Source organism: Sinorhizobium sp., assembly GCF_059070375.1.
This window is the reverse complement of sequence record NZ_JCACWC010000003.1, coordinates 1,349,721-1,370,129: the sequence shown is the minus strand read 5'-3', so window position 1 is coordinate 1,370,129 and position 20,409 is coordinate 1,349,721. Positions and strand designations below refer to the sequence as shown.

Below are 20,409 nucleotides of genomic sequence, written 5' to 3'. Positions count from 1 at the left end.
CCTTCGTCTGTTATCTCGCCGCGACCAGTTTGTTGATCGCCGCTTCGACGGTCATCGTCTCCCGCGCGCCGGTCCTGCGGTCCTTCACTTCGACTTCGCCGTTCGCGATCGAACGCGGTCCGACGATCACCTGCACCGGCACGCCGATAAGGTCGGCGGTCGCGAACTTCCCGCCGGCGCGCTCGTCGGTGTCGTCAAGAAGAACGTCGAATCCAGCCTTGCCGAGATCGGAGTAGACCCTGCCGCAAGCCGCATCGCAAGCGTCATCGCCCGTTTTCATGTTGATGACGACGACGTCGAAGGGAGCGATCGCTTTCGGCCAGATGATGCCGTTCTCGTCATGCGAAGCTTCGATGATCGCCGGCACCAGGCGGGTCGGACCGATACCATAGGAGCCCATGTGCACCGTGTGTTCCTTGCCGTCCGGCCCGAGCACCTTCGCACCCATCGCCTCGGAATATTTGGTGCCGAAATAGAAGATGTGACCCACCTCGATGCCGCGCGCGGACAGGCGTTCGCCTTCGGGGATGGCGCCGAAGGCGGCCTCGTCGTGCATTTCCGAGGTCGCCGCATAGCGCGACGTCCACTTGTCGAAGATCGTCTTCAGGCCCGCGACGTCGTCGAAATTCGTATCCTCGCCCGGAATGTCGAAGCCGAGGAAGTCCTTGTGGCAGAACACCTCGGACTCGCCCGTGTCGGCAAGGATGATGAACTCGTGGCTGAGATTCCCGCCGATCGGGCCCGTGTCGGCACGCATCGGTATGGCGCGCAGGCCCATCCGGTCGAAGGTGCGGAGATAGGCGGCAAACATCTTGTTATAGGCGTGCTCCGCCCCTGCCCGGTCGAGATCGAAGGAATAGGCGTCCTTCATCAGAAACTCGCGCGAGCGCATGGTGCCGAAGCGCGGACGGATCTCGTCACGGAACTTCAGCTGAATATGATAGAGGTTCAGCGGCAGATGGCGGTAGGACTTGACGTAGGAGCGGAAGATGTCGGTGATCATCTCCTCGTTCGTCGGTCCGTAAAGCATCGGCCGGTCCTGCCGGTCCTTGATGCGCAGCATCTCCTTGCCATAGGCGTCATAGCGCCCGCTCTCCTGCCAGAGCTCCGCCGACTGCAGTGTCGGCATCAGCAGTTCGATGGCGCCGGAACGGTTCTGCTCCTCGCGAATGATCGCATTCACCTTGTCCAGCACGCGCTTGCCGAGCGGCAGCCACGTATAGATGCCCGCGGACTGCTGGCGGACCATGCCTGTCCTCAGCATCAGTCGATGGGAAACGATTTCCGCTTCCTTCGGATTTTCCTTCAAGATGGGCATGAAAAAGCGGGACAGGCGCATGACGGGTTCCAGAACTGGTGAATTCGCACTATCGACGGATTCAGGCAAAATGACGTTGTGCTTCGGCCGCTCCTTCGCCTGAGATCAGGGTAGGCAGCTGTTGCCATTCTAACAGGGCTCTTGATTTTCCCGGCGACGCATCGACGGGAGCCTTTCGAGTTCAGCGTTCATAGCCGCTTCGCGCGCGGAAGGGAACCCTGCCTTAAGGCCGGCTATCGCTGCGTCGACACATAACCCGGATGAGAAATACGGGTCGTGACCCTGCGGCAAAAGAGCACGCTAGTAACAGGACGAAGACAGTTGGTGTCAACGGAAAAATTTTACCCGACTGTAGCAAAAATGCAAAAAAAGCAGATGACAGCGCACAAGGTTTGAGCTAATTTCGGCTCACAAAACAGGCAGGAAGACCAAATTCTTGCCGAAATTCGCGGTCAAGTCTTGGGAGGATAAGATCTTAGGCGCGCTCGTTCGCTGCCGCCGGAAACGGATTAAAGATCACGCGACACTTAAAAAACAAGGCTTTGGCCTTGTTTTTTTTTGGTTTTTCATCGCCCCCTCCTGGCGAAGCAGGCGCGAGAAAACGTCAATAATCTGTCTGTCAAGTGCGCAAACGCGCCGGCCGGCCTGCAAGCTTCCCGCCCCCCCCGGTTCTGCTACGTCATATTTTAGGGGTGAAAGAGCGTTGAAGGCGGCCCCCCGTTGGTCCTTCGAGAGACCGCCCTCGTCTAATATCCTACGGAGTTGCGTCAGCGGTCCTGCGGCAAAGGCTTTGCTTCCCGTTCGGTGGCCGGAGCCGCTTCGTCGCCGTGCAGCGGATGATGATGAGCCATCTGCTTCATCATCCCCGCGCATGCCTCCATCATCGGCCCCATGGCGCGCATCATGTCCATCATGCCCTTCATTCCGGACATGTCGCCACCCATCATATCCATGCCGCCCTTAACCGCCTCGTCTTTCGCGACGGGGGGCGCGCTATGGTTCGCATAGGCGGCGGTTGCAATGAGCAGTGCTGCTGAAAGCGTTAGCTTCGTAATGGTATTCATCCTGGTCTCTCCTTTCTCTGGTCACTTGGTTCGTTCATCGGTGGCCGATGCATCGGCCGGCTTCTTGCTTCGGCACATGACGCAATATCCGGTGGCACACATCACCGCGCAGGGCGCGAGGCTCAAGAGAATGGGGGCCACACCCGCCGCTGCGAGCCAGTCCCAGTTTGCGGCCAGGCCGGTTCCGGCAACGCCCAGTCCGACAAGGATCCAGCCGCGGCGGCCGAACGGCATCCGCAGGCCAGCTACTTGCCTCGTGCTGGCGGTTTTTACGATTTCACTCATTTTCGAGTCTCCCGTTGTTCTTGGCTCTGCCCGTCGCCCGCGGTGATCCGGGTCTGTATTTTGCGCTGGCGCTCCGGCCACCTGCTCTTGATGAACCCCAGAACCGCGGTGATCTCGGCATCGGTCAGCAGCTCCCCAAAAGCGGGCATATCGCTTTCGTAGTCCGGTAGAACCGCGCCGAGACCCGATTTGGTGAAGGTGAACAGCTCCTGATCCGAATGATGCCAGGTATGTCCGGTTGCATCATGCGGCGGCGCGGGCATGCGGCCGCTCGCCCTTCTCCGTCGCCAGTCAGGCTCTCCTTCCAGCCGCACTCCGTGGCAAGAGGCGCAATGGTCCTGGTAGATCGCCTGTCCAAGGTCGATCTGTTCGGACGTGACGGCCTCCCCCAGAAAGGTCAGGCCGTTGGCCACCGGCCGCTGCGCAGCGGCGGCAAACCAGCCCGCAGCGCCGATGCCCGCCGCGACAAAGGCCGTCATGAGTTTGCGCACACGCATCGGCCCCGCCTCCGCTGCTCACTCATCGGAATAGACCGCCGGGCCGTCGGGACCGAAAGAAAAGATGCGCAGCGACCCCGTCTTTTTGGAAGCCATACCCGGCGCATTCGCCGGCATGCCCGGCAGCGTGATACCCGTGACGGCGGGGCGTTCATGGAGCAAACGCCGGATGATATCGGCCGGTATCAGGCCGCTCAGGGTATAGCCGTCGATTTCCGCCAGGTGGCAACCCATGCCACGCTCCGGCACCCCCGCCGCCACCGAACGGTTGACGAAGTCCCGGTCATCGATCACGTGAACCTCGAAGTTCTCGGAGCGCAGGTAATCGACGTAGGCGTCGCAGCAGCCGCAATCCGGATCGCGCCAGACCGTCATCGGTTTTTCGGCAAGGGCCGGGGTCGCCAAGGCGAGAAAAACGGCCAGGGAAAGTTTATTTCGCAAGAGAGTTCTCCTTCAGAGCTTCGTCCAGTTTGTGCCGCCATCGCGGCTGACTACGACCGCATCTTTCGTGACGGCGGCAAGCTGTTCGGGGTTTTGTGGATGCGATGCCAGGGCGAGCGCATTCAGCTCCGAGCTGCGGGACCAGTTCACGCCCGCATCTGCGGAAGTCCAAAGACCGGAAGGCATCGCGGCGAACAGCCTCTCGGATTCCGCGAGGCAGGAGACGAGCGCGCGGACCGCCTCCCCCTTGGGCAAGGGTGCTTCCGGTTTTTGCGGGCCGCCGGCAATCAAAGCGTCCATCGCGTCGCCCGCTACGATCGCCTGCCAGCGGCAGAAGCAGTCAGGCACCCGGATCAAGCCGGCCTCGGTTGCGGCATAGATCCAGATGCCCCCCATGCCCGAGGCGGTGTTCACCGAGGCGAGCCCGACGATCTCGCGTTCCCCGTCCCCCATCCAGGGCCGGTCCATTGCGAGGCTCCAGACCGCCCCGTTGTCTGTGCTGTGCCAGAGCCCGTCACCTGCAACGGCGGCGTAGAGCGTGTCGGGTGCTGCGGCGGATGCGGCCAATGCAGTTACGGGCGCCCCCGGCAGTCCCTTTCCCGGGAATTGCCAGCTGCTGCCGCCATCCGAAGAACGTGCGATGCCGCCCCCCGCCAGACCGGCGACGATCTCGCCCGGCCGCGCGGGGAGGCTGGCGAGCGCCGTCACGAAACCGGGTGACTTCAGGACCTGCCAGCCGATAACGGGAGCGAACCGTCGGATCTCTCCTTCGATCGCAGTTACGAGCGCATCGCCATCGAAAGCGATCGCGCGCGGGACAGAGGTCGCTGCCCCGATCCTGTATGGCAACAGGACGAAGCCGGCGCCGGTGGCAAGCAAGCCGACAACACTTCGCCTGGATAGGCCGGCGCATGCGGCCGTGGAAAAGATCATTATCTTCCTCATATACGATTTCGATTGCAGCTATCGTCCTGCCTGAAGGCCGGCATCGGAACGACGTGGCTGAGATGGCGCATGTCTGGCCTGGCCGCGTGCCCGGGCCGCCAGCGCCTATCAAAGCGACGGGGGACGGCTGAAACCTTGCTTCGGCGACGGTCGCCGTGGCACGGAAACTGACCGTTCCACGCGCCTCTCAGGCATTGCGCGTCAGATCAGGCGAAATGTTTTGGGGGAAGAGGGTCCGGCGGTCCGATACGGCCAGGCCGATCTTCAGCCGCAGCGGGGCCGAAGTCTTTCGACGGGACGATCGGTCGGTATCCGGGATAATCGACGGGCAGGCCCGACCAGAGGGAGGTGCAGTCGACGTTGCAGGCAAAGCCGTCAGCGTCGGCAGGCTCATCATCGCAATCCGGGCAGCCTGCCATCTGCGAGCCGGCCTCGGCTGCCATGGCGATCATCATCGCCGTGCTACCTGCCGCCTGCGCAACGGTACTCGCGGCAAAGGCGGCGAGCCAAAGGCACAGGAGGAGGCGGGCAAAATACAGCATGCCCTTTATTAGCCGGCGGGCGAGTGGCTGTCGATTCACGAAACCGTGTCGCTGCGTTCCCGGCGCGCCGGCTTGATTCATCGGCGCCGGGAACGTTGCGAAACGGCGTCAGTAGAATTCCGGCGCGAAGCGTGGGATTGCATCGATGTCGTAGCCGAGCTTCACCGAAACAATGTACCAGCCGAGATGGATGACGGCGGCAATGACCGTGGTCAGCAGTACGACCCTGAGGGCGCGGAAACGGGCTGGAGCACTCTCGACGGAGCCGGGGACGACGTCATTCTCTTCGGCTTGCGTACGCACACCGAGCGGCAGCACGACGAAAAGCGTGATCCACCAGATGATGAAGTAGATTGCAAAGGTAGAGAAGAGAGGCATCAAAAATCTCTGCGGTGGAGCGTTCGGCCGCGTTATAACCCCGCACGGCTCAACCGGCAAACCTCTTCCCCGCGCCCGACTGTCACACCTCTTCGAGCTCGATCAAGGTGCCCTGAAAGTCCTTGGGGTGAAGAAACAGGACAGGCTTGCCGTGCGCGCCGATTTTCGGATTGCCGTCGCCGAGGACACGCGCTCCCGCCTGCCTCAGCCGGTCGCGCGCGGCGATGATGTCTTCCACCTCATAGCAGATATGGTGCATGCCGCCGGCCGGGTTTTTCTCGAGGAAGGCGGAGATCGGCGATGTGTCGCCGAGCGGCTCGAGCAATTCGACCTTGGTATTGGGCAGCGTCACGAAGACGACGGTCACGCCGTGTTCAGGCAGGGCCTGCGGCTCGGAGACCGGCGCCCCCAGCGTGGCGCGATAGCTTTCGATGGCGACTGCAAGGTCGGGCACGGCGATTGCCACGTGATTCACTTTTCCCAGCATCCGATGCTTCTCTCCCTGCCCCGCAGTTCACGATTTCGGAGGGTGCCGCCGGATCAGACCTTGGTGATGAACACCGTGACGACCGGCTTCTTGCCCCAGACCTGGTTCGTAGTGCTGCGCACGGCGCGGCGAACGGCTTCCTGCAGCATCGCGAGGTCTTTCCGCTTTGCCCGCGGAATGCTCTCTACGGCGCCGAGCACCGCATCATAGAGCGTGTCCTCCATCGCCTCGCCTTCGTCGTCGTATTCCGGAAGGCCGATCGGCACGACGTCCGGGTCGCCCAGAAAGTCGTAACGGCTGTCGAGGACGACACTGACGGAGACGTGGCCGGCAAAGGAAAGCTTGCGGCGTTCGCCGATCCCCATCTCCTCGAAATCGCCGATGAGGGTGCCGTCCTTGTAGATGCGGCCGTGCGGCGCCTCGTCAATGACTTCCGCGGGTCCGGGCGCAAGCCGCAGCATTTCGCCATTGCGCAGCCGCGGCACGCTCGGGATACCCGATTGCAGTCCAAGCTCCGCATGCGCCGTCAGATGCGCCGCCTCGCCATGCACCGGCACGAGGATCTGCGGCTTCACCCACTGGTACATCTGCTGGAGCTCGGTGCGCCGCGGGTGGCCGGAAACATGCACCAGCGCCTCGCTGTCCGTGACGATGTGGATGCCTTGCTCGATAAGCCCGTTCTTGATGTCGTTGATCGCCTTTTCGTTGCCGGGGATGGTGCGCGACGAAAAGACGATCGTGTCGCCGGCCGAAAACGCCACGTTGCGCATCTCGTCGCGAGCGATCTTGGCAAGGGCGGCGCGCGGCTCGCCCTGGCTGCCCGTCAAAATGACCACGACCTTGTCGCGCGGGACATAGCCGAACTCGTCCTCTGCCAGGAACGGCTTCACGCCTTCCATGAGCCCGACATCGCGCGCAACGTCGACGACGCGCTTCATCGAACTGCCGAGTAGAAGCACCTCCCGCCCGGCAGCCTCCGCCGCTTCGGCAACGGAGCGGATGCGCCCGACATTGGAGGAGAAGGTGGTGATCCCGACCCGGCCCTCGGCATCGGCAATGATCTTGGCGAGACTTTCGGAGACTTGCTGTTCGGACGGCGACACCCCCTCGCGCAGGGCATTGGTCGAATCGCAGACGAGAGCGAGGACGCCTTCCTCACCGATCTGGCGAAACCGCGACTCGTCGGTCAGCGGCCCGAGCGAAGGCTCGAGGTCGATCTTCCAGTCGCCCGTGTGCACGACCGTGCCGAGCTGCGTGCGAATGACGAGCGCCATCGGCTCGGGGATCGAATGATTGACCCCCACGGCTTCGACGCTGAAAGGTCCGACATTGATGCGGTCGCCCTGCTTGAAGATCGTGATCGGGATCTCGCTGCGGGACTTTTCGAATGCGCGCTTCGCCTCCAGCATGCCCGCGGTAAAGGGCGAGGCGTAGACGGGAACGTTCAGGCCCGGCCACAGATCGTTCAGGGCCCCGTAATGGTCCTCATGGGCATGCGTGATGATGATCGCCTTCAGGTTGCGGCGCTGTTCGGCCAGAAAGGCGATATCGGGCAGAACCAGATCTACGCCCGGCAATTCCGGGCCGGGGAAGGTCACTCCGCAATCGACCATGATCCATTGGCGGTGACCTGGCCTTCCATAGCCGTAAAGGCCGAGATTCATGCCTATTTCGCCGACGCCGCCGAGCGGCAAGAACACCAATTCTTCATCATGCGCCATGTCGTGATGCGCCTTTGCTTTTTTCAATCATCCAAAAAATACGTCGCCCGCTGCAATGGTTTGCGGCGGGCCGGAACCCGTGTCGAGTAGAAGCCGGCCGTCCCGATCGATACCTGCAAAGCGGCCGGAAAGCGAGCGGTCCGGCAGGTTGACCGTGATCGCCTCGCCGATGCCCTTGGCCGCGGCGCGCCACTGATCGATGATTGCGGCGACGCCCGCGCCACGGTCCCATACGGCGAGGGTTTCGGCCATGGTTACGAAAAGATGCGCGAACAGCTCCTCGGGAGAGGTTGTCGCGCCCTCCCGCCGAAGCGATGTGACGGGGTAAAGTGCGTCTTCAGGCATGACGGCGACGTTGATGCCGCAGCCAATCACCAGGGCCCGCCGCCCGTCGGCCAGAACCTCGCCTTCGAGAAGAATGCCGCAGGTCTTCCGCCCGTCGAGAAGAATGTCGTTCGGCCACTTGATCGCGGCCTCGGCTCCGCCCGGTGGCATCACCCGGCGGATGGCCCGATGGACCGCGACCGCTGCGGCGAGCGGCATCGCATGCAGCCTGTCCACCGGCGCCGGATCGATGAGCAGCAGGGATGCGTAGAGGTTCCCCGGCTCCGAGAACCAGGCGCGGCCACGCCTGCCCCTGCCTCCGGTCTGGCGCACCGCGGTAATCCAGAGATTGCCGGGATCACCCTCGCGCGCCCGCAGAAGGCACTCGTTGTTGGTCGAGACCGTTTCGGCGAACGCGACGTGCCGGAAATCTTCAGGCGAACTCCGGCCGCCGCTTCGTCCGCCGGTCAAAAGAATGTCCGCGCCGCGGCTTCGGCAGCGGTTCCGAGCGGACCGCCGATGAGCACGTAGCCGAGCACGAAGAGGCCGGACAGACCGAACACCAGCCTAAGCTCGCCCGCCGTTCGGGCAAACTCGCCTCTCGGCTCCTCGAACCACATCACCTTGATGACCCGCAGATAGTAGTAGGCGCCGACGACGGAAGCGAGCACGCCGATGATTGCCAGGCCATAGAGCTGCGCCTCGATCGCCGCAACGAAGACGAAGTACTTGGCGAAGAAACCTGCCAGCGGAGGGATGCCGGCGAGCGAGAACATGAGGATCGTCAGCACCGTCGCCATGAACGGGTTGGTCTGCGAAAGACCGGCAAGATCGTCGATACCTTCGACATGCTCGCCTTCCCGCCGGCGCATGGCAAGAATGCAGGCGAAAGTGCCCAGCGTCATGACCATGTAGATCAGCATGTAGAGGATCACGCCGCGTACGCCGGCCATCGAGCCGGCAGCCAGACCGACGAGCGCATAACCCATGTGGCCGATCGAGGAATAGGCCATCAGCCGCTTGATGTTGCGCTGGCCGATCGCGGCGAAGGAGCCGAGCAGCATCGAAGCGATCGAGATGAAGACGACGATCTGCTGCCAATCGGCGACCACCGGCTCGAAGGCGTTGATGACGATGCGCACGAGGATCGAAATGGCCGCGACCTTCGGTCCTGCGGCGAAGAATGCCGTCACCGGCGTCGGGGCGCCTTCGTAGACGTCCGGCGTCCACATATGGAAGGGGACGGCGGAGATCTTGAAGGCGAGGCCCGCAAGAATGAACACCAGCCCGAAGACGAGGCCCAGCGACCGGCCCTCGGCCGTGAGCGCCGCCGCGATCTCGTCGAAGCCGGTATGCCCGGTGAAGCCGTAGACGAGCGACATGCCGTAAAGCATCATGCCCGAAGACAGCGCGCCGAGAACGAAATACTTCAGGCCCGCCTCCGTCGACCGGACGCTGTCGCGGTTGATTGCCGCCACGACGTAAAGGGCGAGTGACTGCAGCTCCAACGACAGGTAGAGCGAGATGAGATCGTTGGCCGATATCATCAGCAGCATGCCGAGGGTGGCCAGAACCAGAAGCACGGGGAACTCGAACCGGTCGATCTGAGCCGAACGCGCGTGGCCGACGGTCATCACCATCACGGTGATCGAGCCGATCAGGGCGAGCACCTTCATGAATTTGGCGAAGGGATCCGACAGGAAGGCGCCCCCATAGGCCTCCCCCTCGCCCGTCTTCAGGACGAGCCACAGCCCGGCGATGATGAGCACAGCGACCGCAAGCCCGGTCACGGTCGGTGTGGCTCTTTCGCCCGAAAAGACGCCGATCATCAGGAGAGCCATCGCGCCGACCGCAAGGATCAGCTCGGGCATCGAAAGTTGCAGGCTGGCGATAAGGGTTTCAGCAGTCATGTCACATCACGTCCCTTGATCATTGCACCGAAAGCGCAACGTCTTGCGCTGCCTGCAGGGCGGCGGCGTAGTTGTTGACGAGCAAGTCCACGGAGGCCGCGGTCGCGTCGAAGACCGGTGCCGGATAGACACCAAAGAAGATGGTCAGGATCACCAGCGGATAGAGAATGAGTTTCTCGCGCCCCGACAGATCGAGCAGCGCCTTCAAGCTTTCCTTTTCCAGCGCACCGAAAATCACCCGGCGGTAGAGCCAGAGCGCGTAAGCCGCCGACAGAATGACGCCGGTCGTCGCGAACAGGGCGACCCAGGTGTTGGCGCGGAAGGCGCCCACCAGCGTCAGCACTTCGCCGACGAAGCCCGACGTTCCCGGAAGGCCCACATTGGCCATGGTGAAGACCATGAAGGCGACGGCATATTTCGGCATGTTGTTGACGAGGCCGCCATAGGCCGCGATCTCGCGCGTATGCAGCCGGTCATAGACGACGCCGACGCAAAGGAAGAGCGCGCCCGAGACGATGCCGTGCGACAGCATCTGGAAAATCGCTCCCTGGACGCCCTGAACATTCGCCGCGAAGGTTCCCATCGTCACGTAGCCCATATGCGCCACCGATGAATAGGCGATGAGCTTCTTGATGTCGGTCTGCATCATTGCGACCAGCGAGGTGTAGATGATCGCAATGATCGACAGGGTGAAGACGAACGGCGCGAAGAAGTCGGACGCCAGCGGGAACATCGGCAGGGAGAAGCGCAGGAAGCCATAGCCGCCGAGCTTCAGGAGGATGCCGGCCAGGATGACCGAGCCTGCCGTCGGCGCCTGCACGTGCGCATCGGGAAGCCAGGTGTGCACCGGCCACATGGGCATCTTCACCGCGAAGGAAGCGAAGAAGGCAAGCCAGAGCCAGGTCTGCATTTCGCGCGGGAACTGATAGGCGAGCAACTGCGTGATGTCGGTGGTGCCCGCCTGCCAATACATCGCCATCATGGCAAGCAGCATCAGAACGGAACCGAGCAGCGTGTAGAGGAAGAACTTGTAGCTTGCGTAGACGCGCTCCTTGCCGCCCCACACGCCGATGATGATGAACATCGGGATGAGGCCCGCCTCGAAGAAGACGTAGAAAAGGATGATGTCGAGCGACACGAAGACGCCAAGCATCAGCGTTTCCAGGATCAGAAACGCGATCATGTATTCCTTCAGGCGCTTCTCGATCGTCACCCAGCTTGCCAGCACGCAGAACGGCATCAGGAACGCCGTCAGCGGGACGAAGAGTATGGAAATGCCGTCGACGCCCAGATGATAGGAAATGCCGGTGCCGAGCCACTCCCGCTTCTCGACCATCTGGAAGCCCGGGTTCGACGGGTCGAACTGGTACCAGATGTAGAGCGACACGAGGAAGGTGAAGACCGTCGTCAGCAGCGAGACGTTCAGGATGTTGCGGCGGCCGTAGGCGCTGTCTTCCCTTGTGAGCAGGAGAAGCAGAACGCCGACGAGCGGCATGAAGGTGACCGCGGAAAGTACGGGCCAATCGGTCATCAGAAGGAACTCCCGAGCATCATCCATGTAACGAGCGCTGCAATACCGATCAGCATGGCGAACGCGTAGTGGTAGAGGTATCCGGTCTGCAGGCGGACCACCCGGTCGGTCACGTCGAGAACGCGCGCAGCGATCCCGTTCGGGCCGTAGCCGTCGATCACCCGTCCGTCACCCTCCTTCCAGAGGAAGGTACCCAGGCGCTTGGCGCTGCGGACGAACAGGAAATCGTAGAGTTCGTCGAAATACCACTTGTTGAGCAGGAACTGGTAAAGCCCGCGATGCTGCTCGGCGAGATATTTCGGCGTCTCCGGCGAACGGATGTACATGTACCAGGCCGTGAAGAGACCGAGCGCCATGGCCGCGAACGGGCTCCATTTCACCCATAGCGGAACGTGGTGGTACTCCTCGAGAAGCTCGTTTTCGGCGGACGTGAACAGAGCGCCCTGCCAGAACTCGGCGTAGTGGTGACCGAAGAAGTAATCGTGGAACAGGAAGCCCGCGACGAGGGCGCCGGCGGCCAGGATGTAGAGCGGCACCAGCATGACCTGCGGCGACTCGTGGACGTGATGCATGACGTGGGAGGAAGCGCGTGGCTTGCCGTGGAACGTCATGAAGGTCAGGCGCCAGGAATAGAAGCTGGTGAAGAGCGCCGCGATGACCAACAGCACGAAGGCCAGACCGGAAACGACGCTATGCGACGCGAAGGTGGATTCGATGATCGCGTCCTTCGAGAAGAAGCCCGCCGTGCCGATGACCGTACCGGGAATGCCGACGCCGGTGAGCGCGATCGTACCGATGAACATCATCCAGTAGGTGACCGGAATATGCGTGCGCAGTCCGCCCATGTAACGCATGTCCTGCTCGCCGTCGACGGCGTGGATGACCGAGCCCGCGCCCAGGAACAGGAGCGCCTTGAAGAAGGCGTGCGTGAAGAGGTGGAAGATCGCCGCGCCATAGGCGCCGACGCCGAGCGCGACGAACATGTAGCCGAGCTGCGAGCAGGTCGAATAGGCGATGACGCGCTTGATGTCGTTCTGGACGAGACCGACGGTCGCCGCAAAGAATGCGGTGATCGCGCCGATCAGGGTGACGACCGTCAGGGCGTCCGGCGACAGCTCGAAGAGCGGCGACATGCGGGCGACGAGGAAGACCCCCGCGGTCACCATGGTTGCGGCATGGATAAGGGCCGAAACCGGGGTCGGGCCTTCCATGGCGTCCGGCAGCCAGGTGTGCAGCAGGAACTGCGCCGACTTGCCCATCGCGCCCATGAAGAGCAGCAGGCAGGTGGCCGTCAGGGCATGCCCCTTGTCCAGCTGCATTCCGAAGAGATTGATGACCGCGTCCCCTGCCGCAGCACCCTCGGCCGGCAAATAGTTCTGGGCGGCGGCGAAGATGGTCTCGAAATTGATCGAGCCGAAGAGGACGAAGACGCAGAAGATGCCGAGCGAGAAGCCGAAGTCGCCGACGCGGTTGACGATGAAGGCCTTCATCGCCGCCGCATTGGCGGACGGCTTCTTATACCAGAAGCCGATCAGCAGGTATGATGCGAGACCCACGCCTTCCCAGCCGAAGAACATCTGCAGCAGATTGTCCGACGTGATGAGCATCAGCATCGCGAAGGTGAAGAGCGACAGATAGGCGAAGAAACGCGGCCGGTTCGGATCGTGGTGCATGTATCCGATCGAATAGATGTGCACCAGGGTCGAGACGGTGTTGACGACGACGAACATGACGGCCGTCAGCGTGTCGACGCGGAAAGCCCATTCGACATCGAAGCTTCCGGACTGGATCCAGCGCAGCACCGAAACCTTGATCATCTCCTCTTCGCCGAGGGCGACGTGGAAGAAGACGAACCAGGAGAGCGCTGCGGTGACAATCATCAGGCCGCTGGTCACATATTCGGATGCTTTGGCGCCGATCTGCGTGCCGAGAAGGCCGGCGATCAGGAAGCCGATCAGAGGCAGGAAGACGATAGCCTTGACGATGGTATCCATAGCCCTGTCAGCCCTTCATCATGTTGACGTCTTCAACGGCGATCGAGCCGCGGTTGCGGTAGAAGACGACGAGAATTGCAAGTCCGATGGCGGCTTCAGCCGCCGCAACGGTCAGGATGAACAGCGCGAACACCTGGCCGGTGATGTCGTTCAGGAAGGCCGAGAACGCCACCATGTTGATGTTGACGGCCAGCAGGATGAGCTCCACCGACATGAGGATGATGATGACGTTCTTCCTGTTGAGGAAGATGCCGAAGACGCCGAGCGTGAACAGAATGGCGCTGACGGTCAGATAGTGGGAAATTCCGATTTCCATAAGTGTAGTCCCTCGACCTCGCGTCCGATTAGATGCCCTGCCCCGGCTTGACCGTAACCACCTCGACGGCGGTTTCGGGGGTGCGGGCAACCTGCTGCGGAATGCTCTGACGCTTGATGTTCTGACGGTGACGCAGGGTCAGCACGATGGCGCCGATCATGGCGACGAGCAGCACGAGCCCCGCGATCTGGAAGAAGTAGACGTAATGGGTATAGAGGACATCGCCGAGCGCGGCGGTGTTGGTGCGGTCGCTCGGCGCCGGTATCGGCATTGAGATGCCCTTGGCGATTTCGGGCGAGAAAGCCGAGCCGCCGACAACGACGATAAGCTCGGCGGCAAGGATCAGCCCGATCAGCGCGCCGATCGGCGCGTATTCGAGCACGCCGGCGCGAAGCTCGGCAAAGTCAATATCGAGCATCATGACCACGAAGAGGAAGAGAACCGCGACGGCCCCGACATAGACCACCAGCAGGATCATCGCCAAGAACTCGGCACCGGTCAGCAGGAAGAGCCCGGCCGCATTGAAGAAGGTCAGGATCAGGAACAGAACCGAATAGACCGGATTCCTGGCCGCGATGACCATGAATGCCGACGCCACGGCGATGAAGGCAAAAAGATAGAAAAAAAGAGCCTGCAGACCCATGATCGGTGCCTTTTTCGTCTTGCTGGCGTGAAGGCACGCAGGCCCGCACTCCATGAGGCAAAGCCGGACCACCTGTCCGCCGATGCCCAAACCCGTTTTGCATGCACCGTCTTCGATCAAGCGGCGCGATGCTGCGTTGCGCGAATGGCCTCAGCGGTAGGGCGAGTCCATCGCAATGTTGCGCGCGATTTCCCGCTCCCACCGGTCACCGTTGGCGAGCAGCTTCTCCTTGTCGTAGTAGAGCTCTTCGCGCGTCTCGGTGGAGAACTCGAAGTTCGGCCCCTCCACGATCGCATCGACCGGGCAGGCTTCCTGGCAGAAGCCGCAATAGATGCACTTCACCATGTCGATGTCGTAACGCACCGTGCGGCGCGTGCCGTCGTTGCGCCGCGGCCCGGCCTCGATGGTGATGGCCTGCGCAGGACAGATCGCCTCGCACAGCTTGCAGGCGATGCACCGCTCTTCGCCGTTGGGATAACGGCGCAGCGCGTGCTCGCCGCGGAAGCGCGGGCTGATGGGCCCCTTCTCGAAGGGATAGTTCAAGGTCGCCTTCGGACGGAAGAAATAGCGCATCGACAGAAGGAATGCGCCGACGAATTCCTTGAGGAACAGCGAGCTGACGGCGTTCGAAAGACCGGCCATCATTAACCTCCAAACTTGCCGGTTGCGGAGAAACCGGCGGTATGCAGCGAAGCGTGAGCGGCCATCATGCCCAGCCCGTCAGCTTCAGAACGAATGCGACGATGACGACCATCGCCAGCGAAAGCGGCAGGAAGACCTTCCAGCCGAGGCGCATCAGCTGGTCGTAGCGATAGCGCGGGACGAAGGCTTTCACCATGGCGAACATGAAGAACACCAGCGACGCCTTCAGCACGAACCAGATGATGCCCGGGACCCAGTTCAGGAGCCAGATGTCGACCGGAGGCAGCCAGCCGCCGAGGAACAGAATCGTCGTCAGCGCACACATCAGGCAGATCGCCGCGTACTCGCCGAGCATGAACATCATGTACGGGGTCGAGCCGTATTCGACCATGAAGCCGGCGACGAGTTCCGATTCGGCTTCCGGAAGGTCGAAGGGCGGACGGTTCGTCTCGGCGAGCGCCGAGATGAAGAAGATGATGAACATCGGGAAGAGCGACAGCCAGTGCCAGTCGAGGAACGAGGCAGGCAGGCCGAGCATGGTGCCGACGCCGTCGTTCTGCGCGTTTACGATGTCCGTCAGATTGAGCGAGCCGACGCAGAGCAGCACGGTGACGATGACGAAACCGATCGAGACCTCGTAGGACACCATCTGCGCCGCGGAGCGCAATGCGCCGAGGAAGGGATATTTCGAGTTCGACGCCCAACCGCCCATGATGATGCCATAAACCTCGAGAGAAGATATGGCGAAGACGAAGAGGATGCCGACATTGATGTTCGCGATCACCCAGTTCGCATTGAGCGGAATGACCGCCCAGGCGGCGAGCGCCAGCGTCACGGAAACGAGCGGGGCGAGCAGAAAGATCGTCTTGTTGGCGCCGGCCGGAATGACCGGCTCCTTGAAGACGAATTTCAAAAGGTCGGCGAAGGACTGGAACAGCCCCCATGGGCCGACGACGTTAGGTCCGCGGCGAAGCTGCACGGCCGCCCAGATCTTACGGTCGGCGAGCAGGATATAGGCGATGAAAAGCAGCAGCGCGACCAGAAGCAGGAGCGACTGGCCGATCATGATGGCCGTGGGCCAGACATAGGTCGAAAAGAAAGCGTCCATGATGCTCTATTCCCTCGCGCTCATTCCGCGGCAGCTTTGAAATTGTTGCGCGCCAGGGCCGAGCATTCGGCCATGACGGCGGATGCGCGCGCTATCGGGTTCGTCAAATAGAAGTCTTTGACCGGAGACGCAAACACGGATTTCGCCATCGCACCGGCTTTTTGTGCAAGTGCGGCAATTTCGTCGCTGCCGCCGGCGGCGATCTCGTCGACTGCGGCGAAATGCGGATAGGCCGCATAGAGCTTCGCGCGCAATTCGCCGAGCGAGTCGAAAGGCAGCTTCCTGCCGAGCACGTCGGAAAGCGCGCGGATGATCGCCCAGTCCTCGCGGGCTTCACCCGGTGCGAAAGCGGCGCGGTTGCCCATCTGGACGCGCCCTTCGGTATTGACCCAGGTGCCGGACTTTTCCGTGTAGGTCGCGCCGGGAAGAATGACATCCGCCGCATGCGCGCCGTTGTCGCCGTGCGAGCCGATGTAAACGGTGAAGCCGGCCTTCTTGGCCGAGAGATCGATTTCGTCGGCCCCCAGCAGGAAAAGGACATCCATGGCGTCGGCCATTTCGCCCGCCGACTTGCCGCCCTGACCAGGCACGAAGCCGAGATCGAGACCGCCGACGCGGGCGGCCGCGCTGTGAAGCACGGCAAAACCGTTCCACTCGGCGTTCACCGCACCAACGGCAGCGGCGAGCTTCGCCGCATTGGCGAGAACGGCCGCACCGCCCTCCCCTGCCAAGGCGCCCTGGCCGACGATGATCAGCGGACGCGCGGCCTTTTCCAGCGTTGCGAAGAACGTCCCCTTGCCGGAAACGAGTTCGGCGAGCGTGTCGGTACCCGCACCCAGATATTCGTATTCGTAACGAAGCTCACCCGCCTCGCCGATCACACCGATGGGGAAGTTGGCCATGCGGTAGCGCTTGCGGATGCGGGCATTGAGGACCGACGCCTCGAAGCGCGGATTCGAGCCGATGATGAGCAGTGCATCGGCGCTTTCGATGCCCTGGATCGTCGGGTTGAAGATGTAGCTCGAACGGCCGAACGACGGATCGAGCGCTGCGCCGTCCTGCCGGCAGTCGAGGTTCGCCGAGCCGAGCGAGGAGACGAGCTCCTTCAGAGCGTACATTTCCTCGACCGAAGCGAGATCGCCGGCGATCGCGCCGATCCTGTCGCCCGACGTGCCGGCAACGGCGGTCTTGATCGCCTGGAAGGCTTCGCCCCAGCTTGCCGGCTGCAGGCGTCCATCCTTCTTGACATAGGGGCGATCCAGGCGCTGCGTCTTCAGCCCGTCCCAGATGAAGCGCGTCTTGTCGGAGATCCACTCTTCGTTGATCTCCTCGTTGACGCGCGGCATGATCCGCATGACTTCGCGACCGCGCGTATCGACGCGGATGGCAGAGCCGACCGCGTCCATGACATCGATCGATTCGGTCTTGCCGAGCTCCCACGGGCGCGCGGTGAAGGAGAAGGGCTTCGAGGTCAGCGCGCCGACCGGGCACAGGTCGACGACGTTGCCCTGCAGTTCCGAGGTCATCGCCTGTTCGAGATAAGTGGTGATCTCGGCATCCTCGCCGCGGCCGATCAGGCCGAGTTCGGCGATGCCGGCGACTTCCGTCGTGAACCGGACGCAGCGCGTGCAGTGGATGCAGCGGTTCATCACCGTCTTGACGAGCGGACCGATATACTTGTCCTCGACCGCGCGCTTGTTTTCCTGATAGCGCGAGCTGTCAATGCCGAAGGCCATCGCCTGGTCCTGCAGGTCGCATTCGCCGCCCTGGTCGCAGATCGGGCAGTCGAGCGGGTGATTGATGAGCAGGAACTCCATGACGCCTTCGCGCGCCTTCTTGACCATCGGCGTGGTCGTGAAGACTTCCGGCACCTCGCCGTTCGGACCGGGACGAAGGTCGCGCACGCCCATGGCGCAGGAGGCCGCCGGCTTGGGGGGGCCGCCCTTGACCTCGATCAGACACATGCGGCAGTTGCCGGCAACCGAAAGCCGCTCATGGAAACAGAAGCGCGGAACCTCGGCGCCGGCCTCCTCGCATGCCTGAAGCAGCGTGAAATGATCCGGGACCTCGATCTCTTTTCCGTCGACTTTCAGCTTTGCCATCTTCGTACTCAATCCTGTCTTCAGTCCGTCTGCTCTTCTACAGCGCCGCGCGTCTTGATCTGGCGCGCAAGGGCCGCTGCAGCACTTTGGTTTGCTGCGAGTTTCCTTTAATCGGCTACGATTAAAGGAAACATGCAGTAGGCAACGGACAATTCCTTCACGGTCTCGCCGCTTGCCGTGACCACCGCACGGTCGTCACGTTATTTCTCTCGCGCTCCCGTGAGCGCCTTTGCCTGCCCGATCCAATCGTCGCGGACGCCGCGGCCGGCAAGGCCGAGTTCGCTATCCAGTCGCTCCATGTCGGCCTTGCTCAGGGCGGCGATGTCGGCGAAGCGGAATATGCCCCTGCCGTTCAGCACCTGCTCGAGCTTGGGGCCGATGCCGGAGATTTGCTTCAGGTCGTCGTTTGCGAGGCCTGCCGCCGGTGCCGCAGCCCGCTTGACGGGTCTGCGCGGTTTGCGCGTCTCGCCCGCGGAGACCGGAGCTTTCCGCAACGCTGCCTTTTGCGGCCTTGCGACCGGAGCAGGCTTGGAGATCTCCGCCTGATCGGGCGCGGCGACGCTCTTCCTGAGCGTGCTGGCCGCCCCCTGCATCGCGCCGAACATCATGCCGGCGATGTGACTGGACAGACCGAAGCCAAGAGCCGTCGCTGCCGCGACGGCCGCCGCCGGATGCGCCATCAACGGATGCAATCCGACGCTCGGCAAGCCGGCGTTCGACAGGTTCTTCATCCATTCGCCCATGCCGAAAGGATCGGCCGGGTCGGCGCCCTGAGGCCATGCGAATGAACCGGCCGCGCTCGCGGCTGTCCTCTCCTGTCCGTCCTTGCGTGCCCCAGCCATGGTTTCTTACTCCGCCGCCTCCAACACGGCGCCATGCGAGGTCGCATTGCGCGTGTATTCGTCGATCCGCTTCTCCATTTCCGGACGGAAATGCTTGATAAGGCCCTGGATCGGCCATGCCGCCGCATCGCCGAGCGCGCAGATCGTGTGGCCCTCGACCTGCTTCGTCACGTCGAAGAGCATGTCGATCTCGCGCTTCTGGGCGCGGCCCTGCACCATGCGCTCCATGACGCGCATCATCCAGCCCGTGCCTTCGCGGCAGGGCGTGCACTGGCCGCAGCTCTCGTGCTTGTAGAAGGCCGACAGCCGCCAGATCGCCTTGATGATGTCGGTCGACTTGTCCATGACGATGACGGCAGCCGTGCCTAGGCCCGAGCCCAGCTCGCGCAGGCCGTCATAATCCATGATCGCGTCCTTCATCTGCGCGCCGGGCACGCAGGGAACCGACGAGCCGCCGGGGATGACCGCCAGCAGGTTGTCCCAGCCGCCGCGAATGCCGCCGCAGTGCTTCTCGATCAGCTCGTGGAACGGGATCGACATCGCGTCCTCGACCGTGCACGGGCGATTGACGTGGCCGGAAACCGAATAGAGCTTGGTGCCGTGGTTATTGGGCCGGCCGAAGCTCGTATACCAGCCGGCGCCGCGGCGCAGGATGGTCGGCGTCACCGCGATCGACTCGACATTGTTGACCGTCGTCGGGCAGCCATAAAGGCCCATATTCGCCGGGAAAGGCGGCTTCAGGCGCGGCTGGCCCTTCTTGCCTTCGAGGCTTTCGAGCAGCGCCGTCTCTTCGCCGCAGATATAGGCGCCGGCACCGTGATGCACGTAAATGTCGATGTCGTAGCCGAGCTTGTTGTTCCGGCCGAGCAGGCCGTATTCGTAGCATTCGTCGATCGCCGCCTGCAGCGCTTCGCGCTCGCGGATGAACTCGCCGCGCACGTAGATATAGGCGGCATGCGCACCCATGGCGAAGCTCGCAATCACGCAGCCTTCGATCAGCGTGTGCGGATCGTGGCGCATGATGTCGCGGTCCTTGCAGGTACCGGGCTCGGACTCGTCGGCATTGACGACGAGGTAATGCGGGCGCCCGTCGCTTTCCTTCGGCATGAAGGACCATTTGAGACCGGTCGGGAAGCCGGCGCCGCCGCGGCCGCGCAGGCCGGAGGCCTTCACCTCGTTGATGATCCAGTCGCGGCCCTTCTCGAGGAACTGCTTCGTGCCGTCCCAATGGCCGCGCGCCATCGCGCCCCTCAGCGACTTGTCCTTGAGGCCGTAGATGTTGGTAAAGATGCGATCTTCATCTCTAAGCATGGGGTATC

The 20,409-nt window shown here is 62.6% G+C and carries 21 protein-coding genes; all 21 read right to left on the bottom strand.

The features are described from left to right. Positions 1 to 10: 10 nt before the first annotated feature. The gene (gene proS, locus AC5J09_RS18590) at positions 11 to 1,339 is read right to left on the bottom strand and encodes a proline--tRNA ligase (protein WP_324763248.1); all 1,329 of its coding nucleotides are present in this window, start codon (positions 1,337 to 1,339) and stop codon (positions 11 to 13) included. Between the two features lie 746 nt (positions 1,340 to 2,085). After that, positions 2,086 to 2,382, bottom strand: coding sequence for a hypothetical protein (locus AC5J09_RS18585; RefSeq protein ID WP_198516726.1), 297 nt, complete (start codon positions 2,380 to 2,382; stop codon positions 2,086 to 2,088). Positions 2,383 to 2,403: 21 nt separating this feature from the next. After that, on the bottom strand, positions 2,404 to 2,667 hold the full coding sequence (locus tag AC5J09_RS18580) for a hypothetical protein (protein ID WP_324763247.1): 264 nt from the start codon (positions 2,665 to 2,667) through the stop codon (positions 2,404 to 2,406). Continuing rightward, a complete protein-coding gene (locus AC5J09_RS18575; RefSeq protein ID WP_494298189.1) occupies positions 2,664 to 3,146 on the bottom strand; it encodes a c-type cytochrome in 483 nt (160 codons plus the stop codon). Before AC5J09_RS18575 ends, AC5J09_RS18580 begins: the two co-directional genes overlap by 4 nt. Positions 3,147 to 3,182: 36 nt before the next feature. After that, complete coding sequence (locus AC5J09_RS18570) at positions 3,183 to 3,605, bottom strand: DUF411 domain-containing protein (RefSeq protein WP_018094860.1); 423 nt, start codon at positions 3,603 to 3,605, stop codon at positions 3,183 to 3,185. A gap of 12 nt (positions 3,606 to 3,617) precedes the next feature. After that, entirely contained in the window at positions 3,618 to 4,538 is a 921-nt protein-coding gene (locus AC5J09_RS18565; protein WP_494298188.1) for a WD40/YVTN/BNR-like repeat-containing protein, read from the bottom strand. A 218-nt stretch (positions 4,539 to 4,756) separates the two neighbouring features. After that, positions 4,757 to 5,131 (bottom strand): hypothetical protein, encoded by a 375-nt coding sequence (locus tag AC5J09_RS18560; RefSeq protein ID WP_494298187.1) that lies wholly within the window; start codon positions 5,129 to 5,131, stop codon positions 4,757 to 4,759. Between the two features lie 69 nt (positions 5,132 to 5,200). Further along, positions 5,201 to 5,470 carry a DUF1467 family protein gene (locus tag AC5J09_RS18555; protein WP_018094857.1) on the bottom strand — a complete coding sequence of 90 codons (270 nt, stop codon included), beginning with the start codon at positions 5,468 to 5,470 and terminating at the stop codon, positions 5,201 to 5,203. A gap of 82 nt (positions 5,471 to 5,552) precedes the next feature. Further along, on the bottom strand, positions 5,553 to 5,957 hold the full coding sequence (gene mce, locus AC5J09_RS18550) for a methylmalonyl-CoA epimerase (RefSeq protein WP_018094856.1): 405 nt from the start codon (positions 5,955 to 5,957) through the stop codon (positions 5,553 to 5,555). A 53-nt stretch (positions 5,958 to 6,010) separates the two neighbouring features. Then, positions 6,011 to 7,678, bottom strand: coding sequence for a ribonuclease J (locus AC5J09_RS18545; RefSeq protein WP_127709276.1), 1,668 nt, complete (start codon positions 7,676 to 7,678; stop codon positions 6,011 to 6,013). Between the two features lie 27 nt (positions 7,679 to 7,705). Further along, positions 7,706 to 8,473, bottom strand: coding sequence for a biotin--[acetyl-CoA-carboxylase] ligase (locus AC5J09_RS18540; RefSeq protein ID WP_494298186.1), 768 nt, complete (start codon positions 8,471 to 8,473; stop codon positions 7,706 to 7,708). Then, a complete protein-coding gene (gene nuoN / locus AC5J09_RS18535; RefSeq protein ID WP_003531859.1) occupies positions 8,470 to 9,912 on the bottom strand; it encodes an NADH-quinone oxidoreductase subunit NuoN in 1,443 nt (480 codons plus the stop codon). The genes AC5J09_RS18540 and nuoN overlap by 4 nt, the downstream gene beginning before the upstream one ends. Before the next feature lie 19 nt (positions 9,913 to 9,931). Continuing rightward, on the bottom strand, positions 9,932 to 11,443 hold the full coding sequence (locus AC5J09_RS18530) for an NADH-quinone oxidoreductase subunit M (RefSeq protein ID WP_018094853.1): 1,512 nt from the start codon (positions 11,441 to 11,443) through the stop codon (positions 9,932 to 9,934). Beyond that, positions 11,443 to 13,437: an NADH-quinone oxidoreductase subunit L gene (gene nuoL / locus AC5J09_RS18525; protein ID WP_494298185.1), complete on the bottom strand. Its 1,995-nt coding sequence runs from the start codon at positions 13,435 to 13,437 to the stop codon at positions 11,443 to 11,445. Before nuoL ends, AC5J09_RS18530 begins: the two co-directional genes overlap by 1 nt. A 7-nt stretch (positions 13,438 to 13,444) precedes the next feature. Beyond that, positions 13,445 to 13,753 carry an NADH-quinone oxidoreductase subunit NuoK gene (nuoK, locus tag AC5J09_RS18520; RefSeq protein WP_003531854.1) on the bottom strand — a complete coding sequence of 103 codons (309 nt, stop codon included), beginning with the start codon at positions 13,751 to 13,753 and terminating at the stop codon, positions 13,445 to 13,447. A 28-nt stretch (positions 13,754 to 13,781) separates the two neighbouring features. Continuing rightward, positions 13,782 to 14,396 carry an NADH-quinone oxidoreductase subunit J gene (locus AC5J09_RS18515; protein WP_018094851.1) on the bottom strand — a complete coding sequence of 205 codons (615 nt, stop codon included), beginning with the start codon at positions 14,394 to 14,396 and terminating at the stop codon, positions 13,782 to 13,784. A 150-nt stretch (positions 14,397 to 14,546) separates the two neighbouring features. Next, positions 14,547 to 15,038: an NADH-quinone oxidoreductase subunit NuoI gene (nuoI, locus tag AC5J09_RS18510; RefSeq protein ID WP_100672197.1), complete on the bottom strand. Its 492-nt coding sequence runs from the start codon at positions 15,036 to 15,038 to the stop codon at positions 14,547 to 14,549. 64 nt (positions 15,039 to 15,102) lie between these two features. Continuing rightward, positions 15,103 to 16,146: an NADH-quinone oxidoreductase subunit NuoH gene (gene nuoH / locus AC5J09_RS18505; RefSeq protein WP_018094850.1), complete on the bottom strand. Its 1,044-nt coding sequence runs from the start codon at positions 16,144 to 16,146 to the stop codon at positions 15,103 to 15,105. A 20-nt stretch (positions 16,147 to 16,166) separates the two neighbouring features. Further along, entirely contained in the window at positions 16,167 to 18,248 is a 2,082-nt protein-coding gene (gene nuoG / locus AC5J09_RS18500) for an NADH-quinone oxidoreductase subunit NuoG (protein WP_411932856.1), read from the bottom strand. Between the two features lie 200 nt (positions 18,249 to 18,448). Next, positions 18,449 to 19,090, bottom strand: a complete 642-nt coding sequence (locus AC5J09_RS18495; protein WP_494298184.1) for a helix-hairpin-helix domain-containing protein — start codon at positions 19,088 to 19,090, stop codon at positions 18,449 to 18,451. Between the two features lie 6 nt (positions 19,091 to 19,096). After that, positions 19,097 to 20,401 carry an NADH-quinone oxidoreductase subunit NuoF gene (gene nuoF / locus AC5J09_RS18490; RefSeq protein WP_018094847.1) on the bottom strand — a complete coding sequence of 435 codons (1,305 nt, stop codon included), beginning with the start codon at positions 20,399 to 20,401 and terminating at the stop codon, positions 19,097 to 19,099. Positions 20,402 to 20,409: the final 8 nt, after the last annotated feature.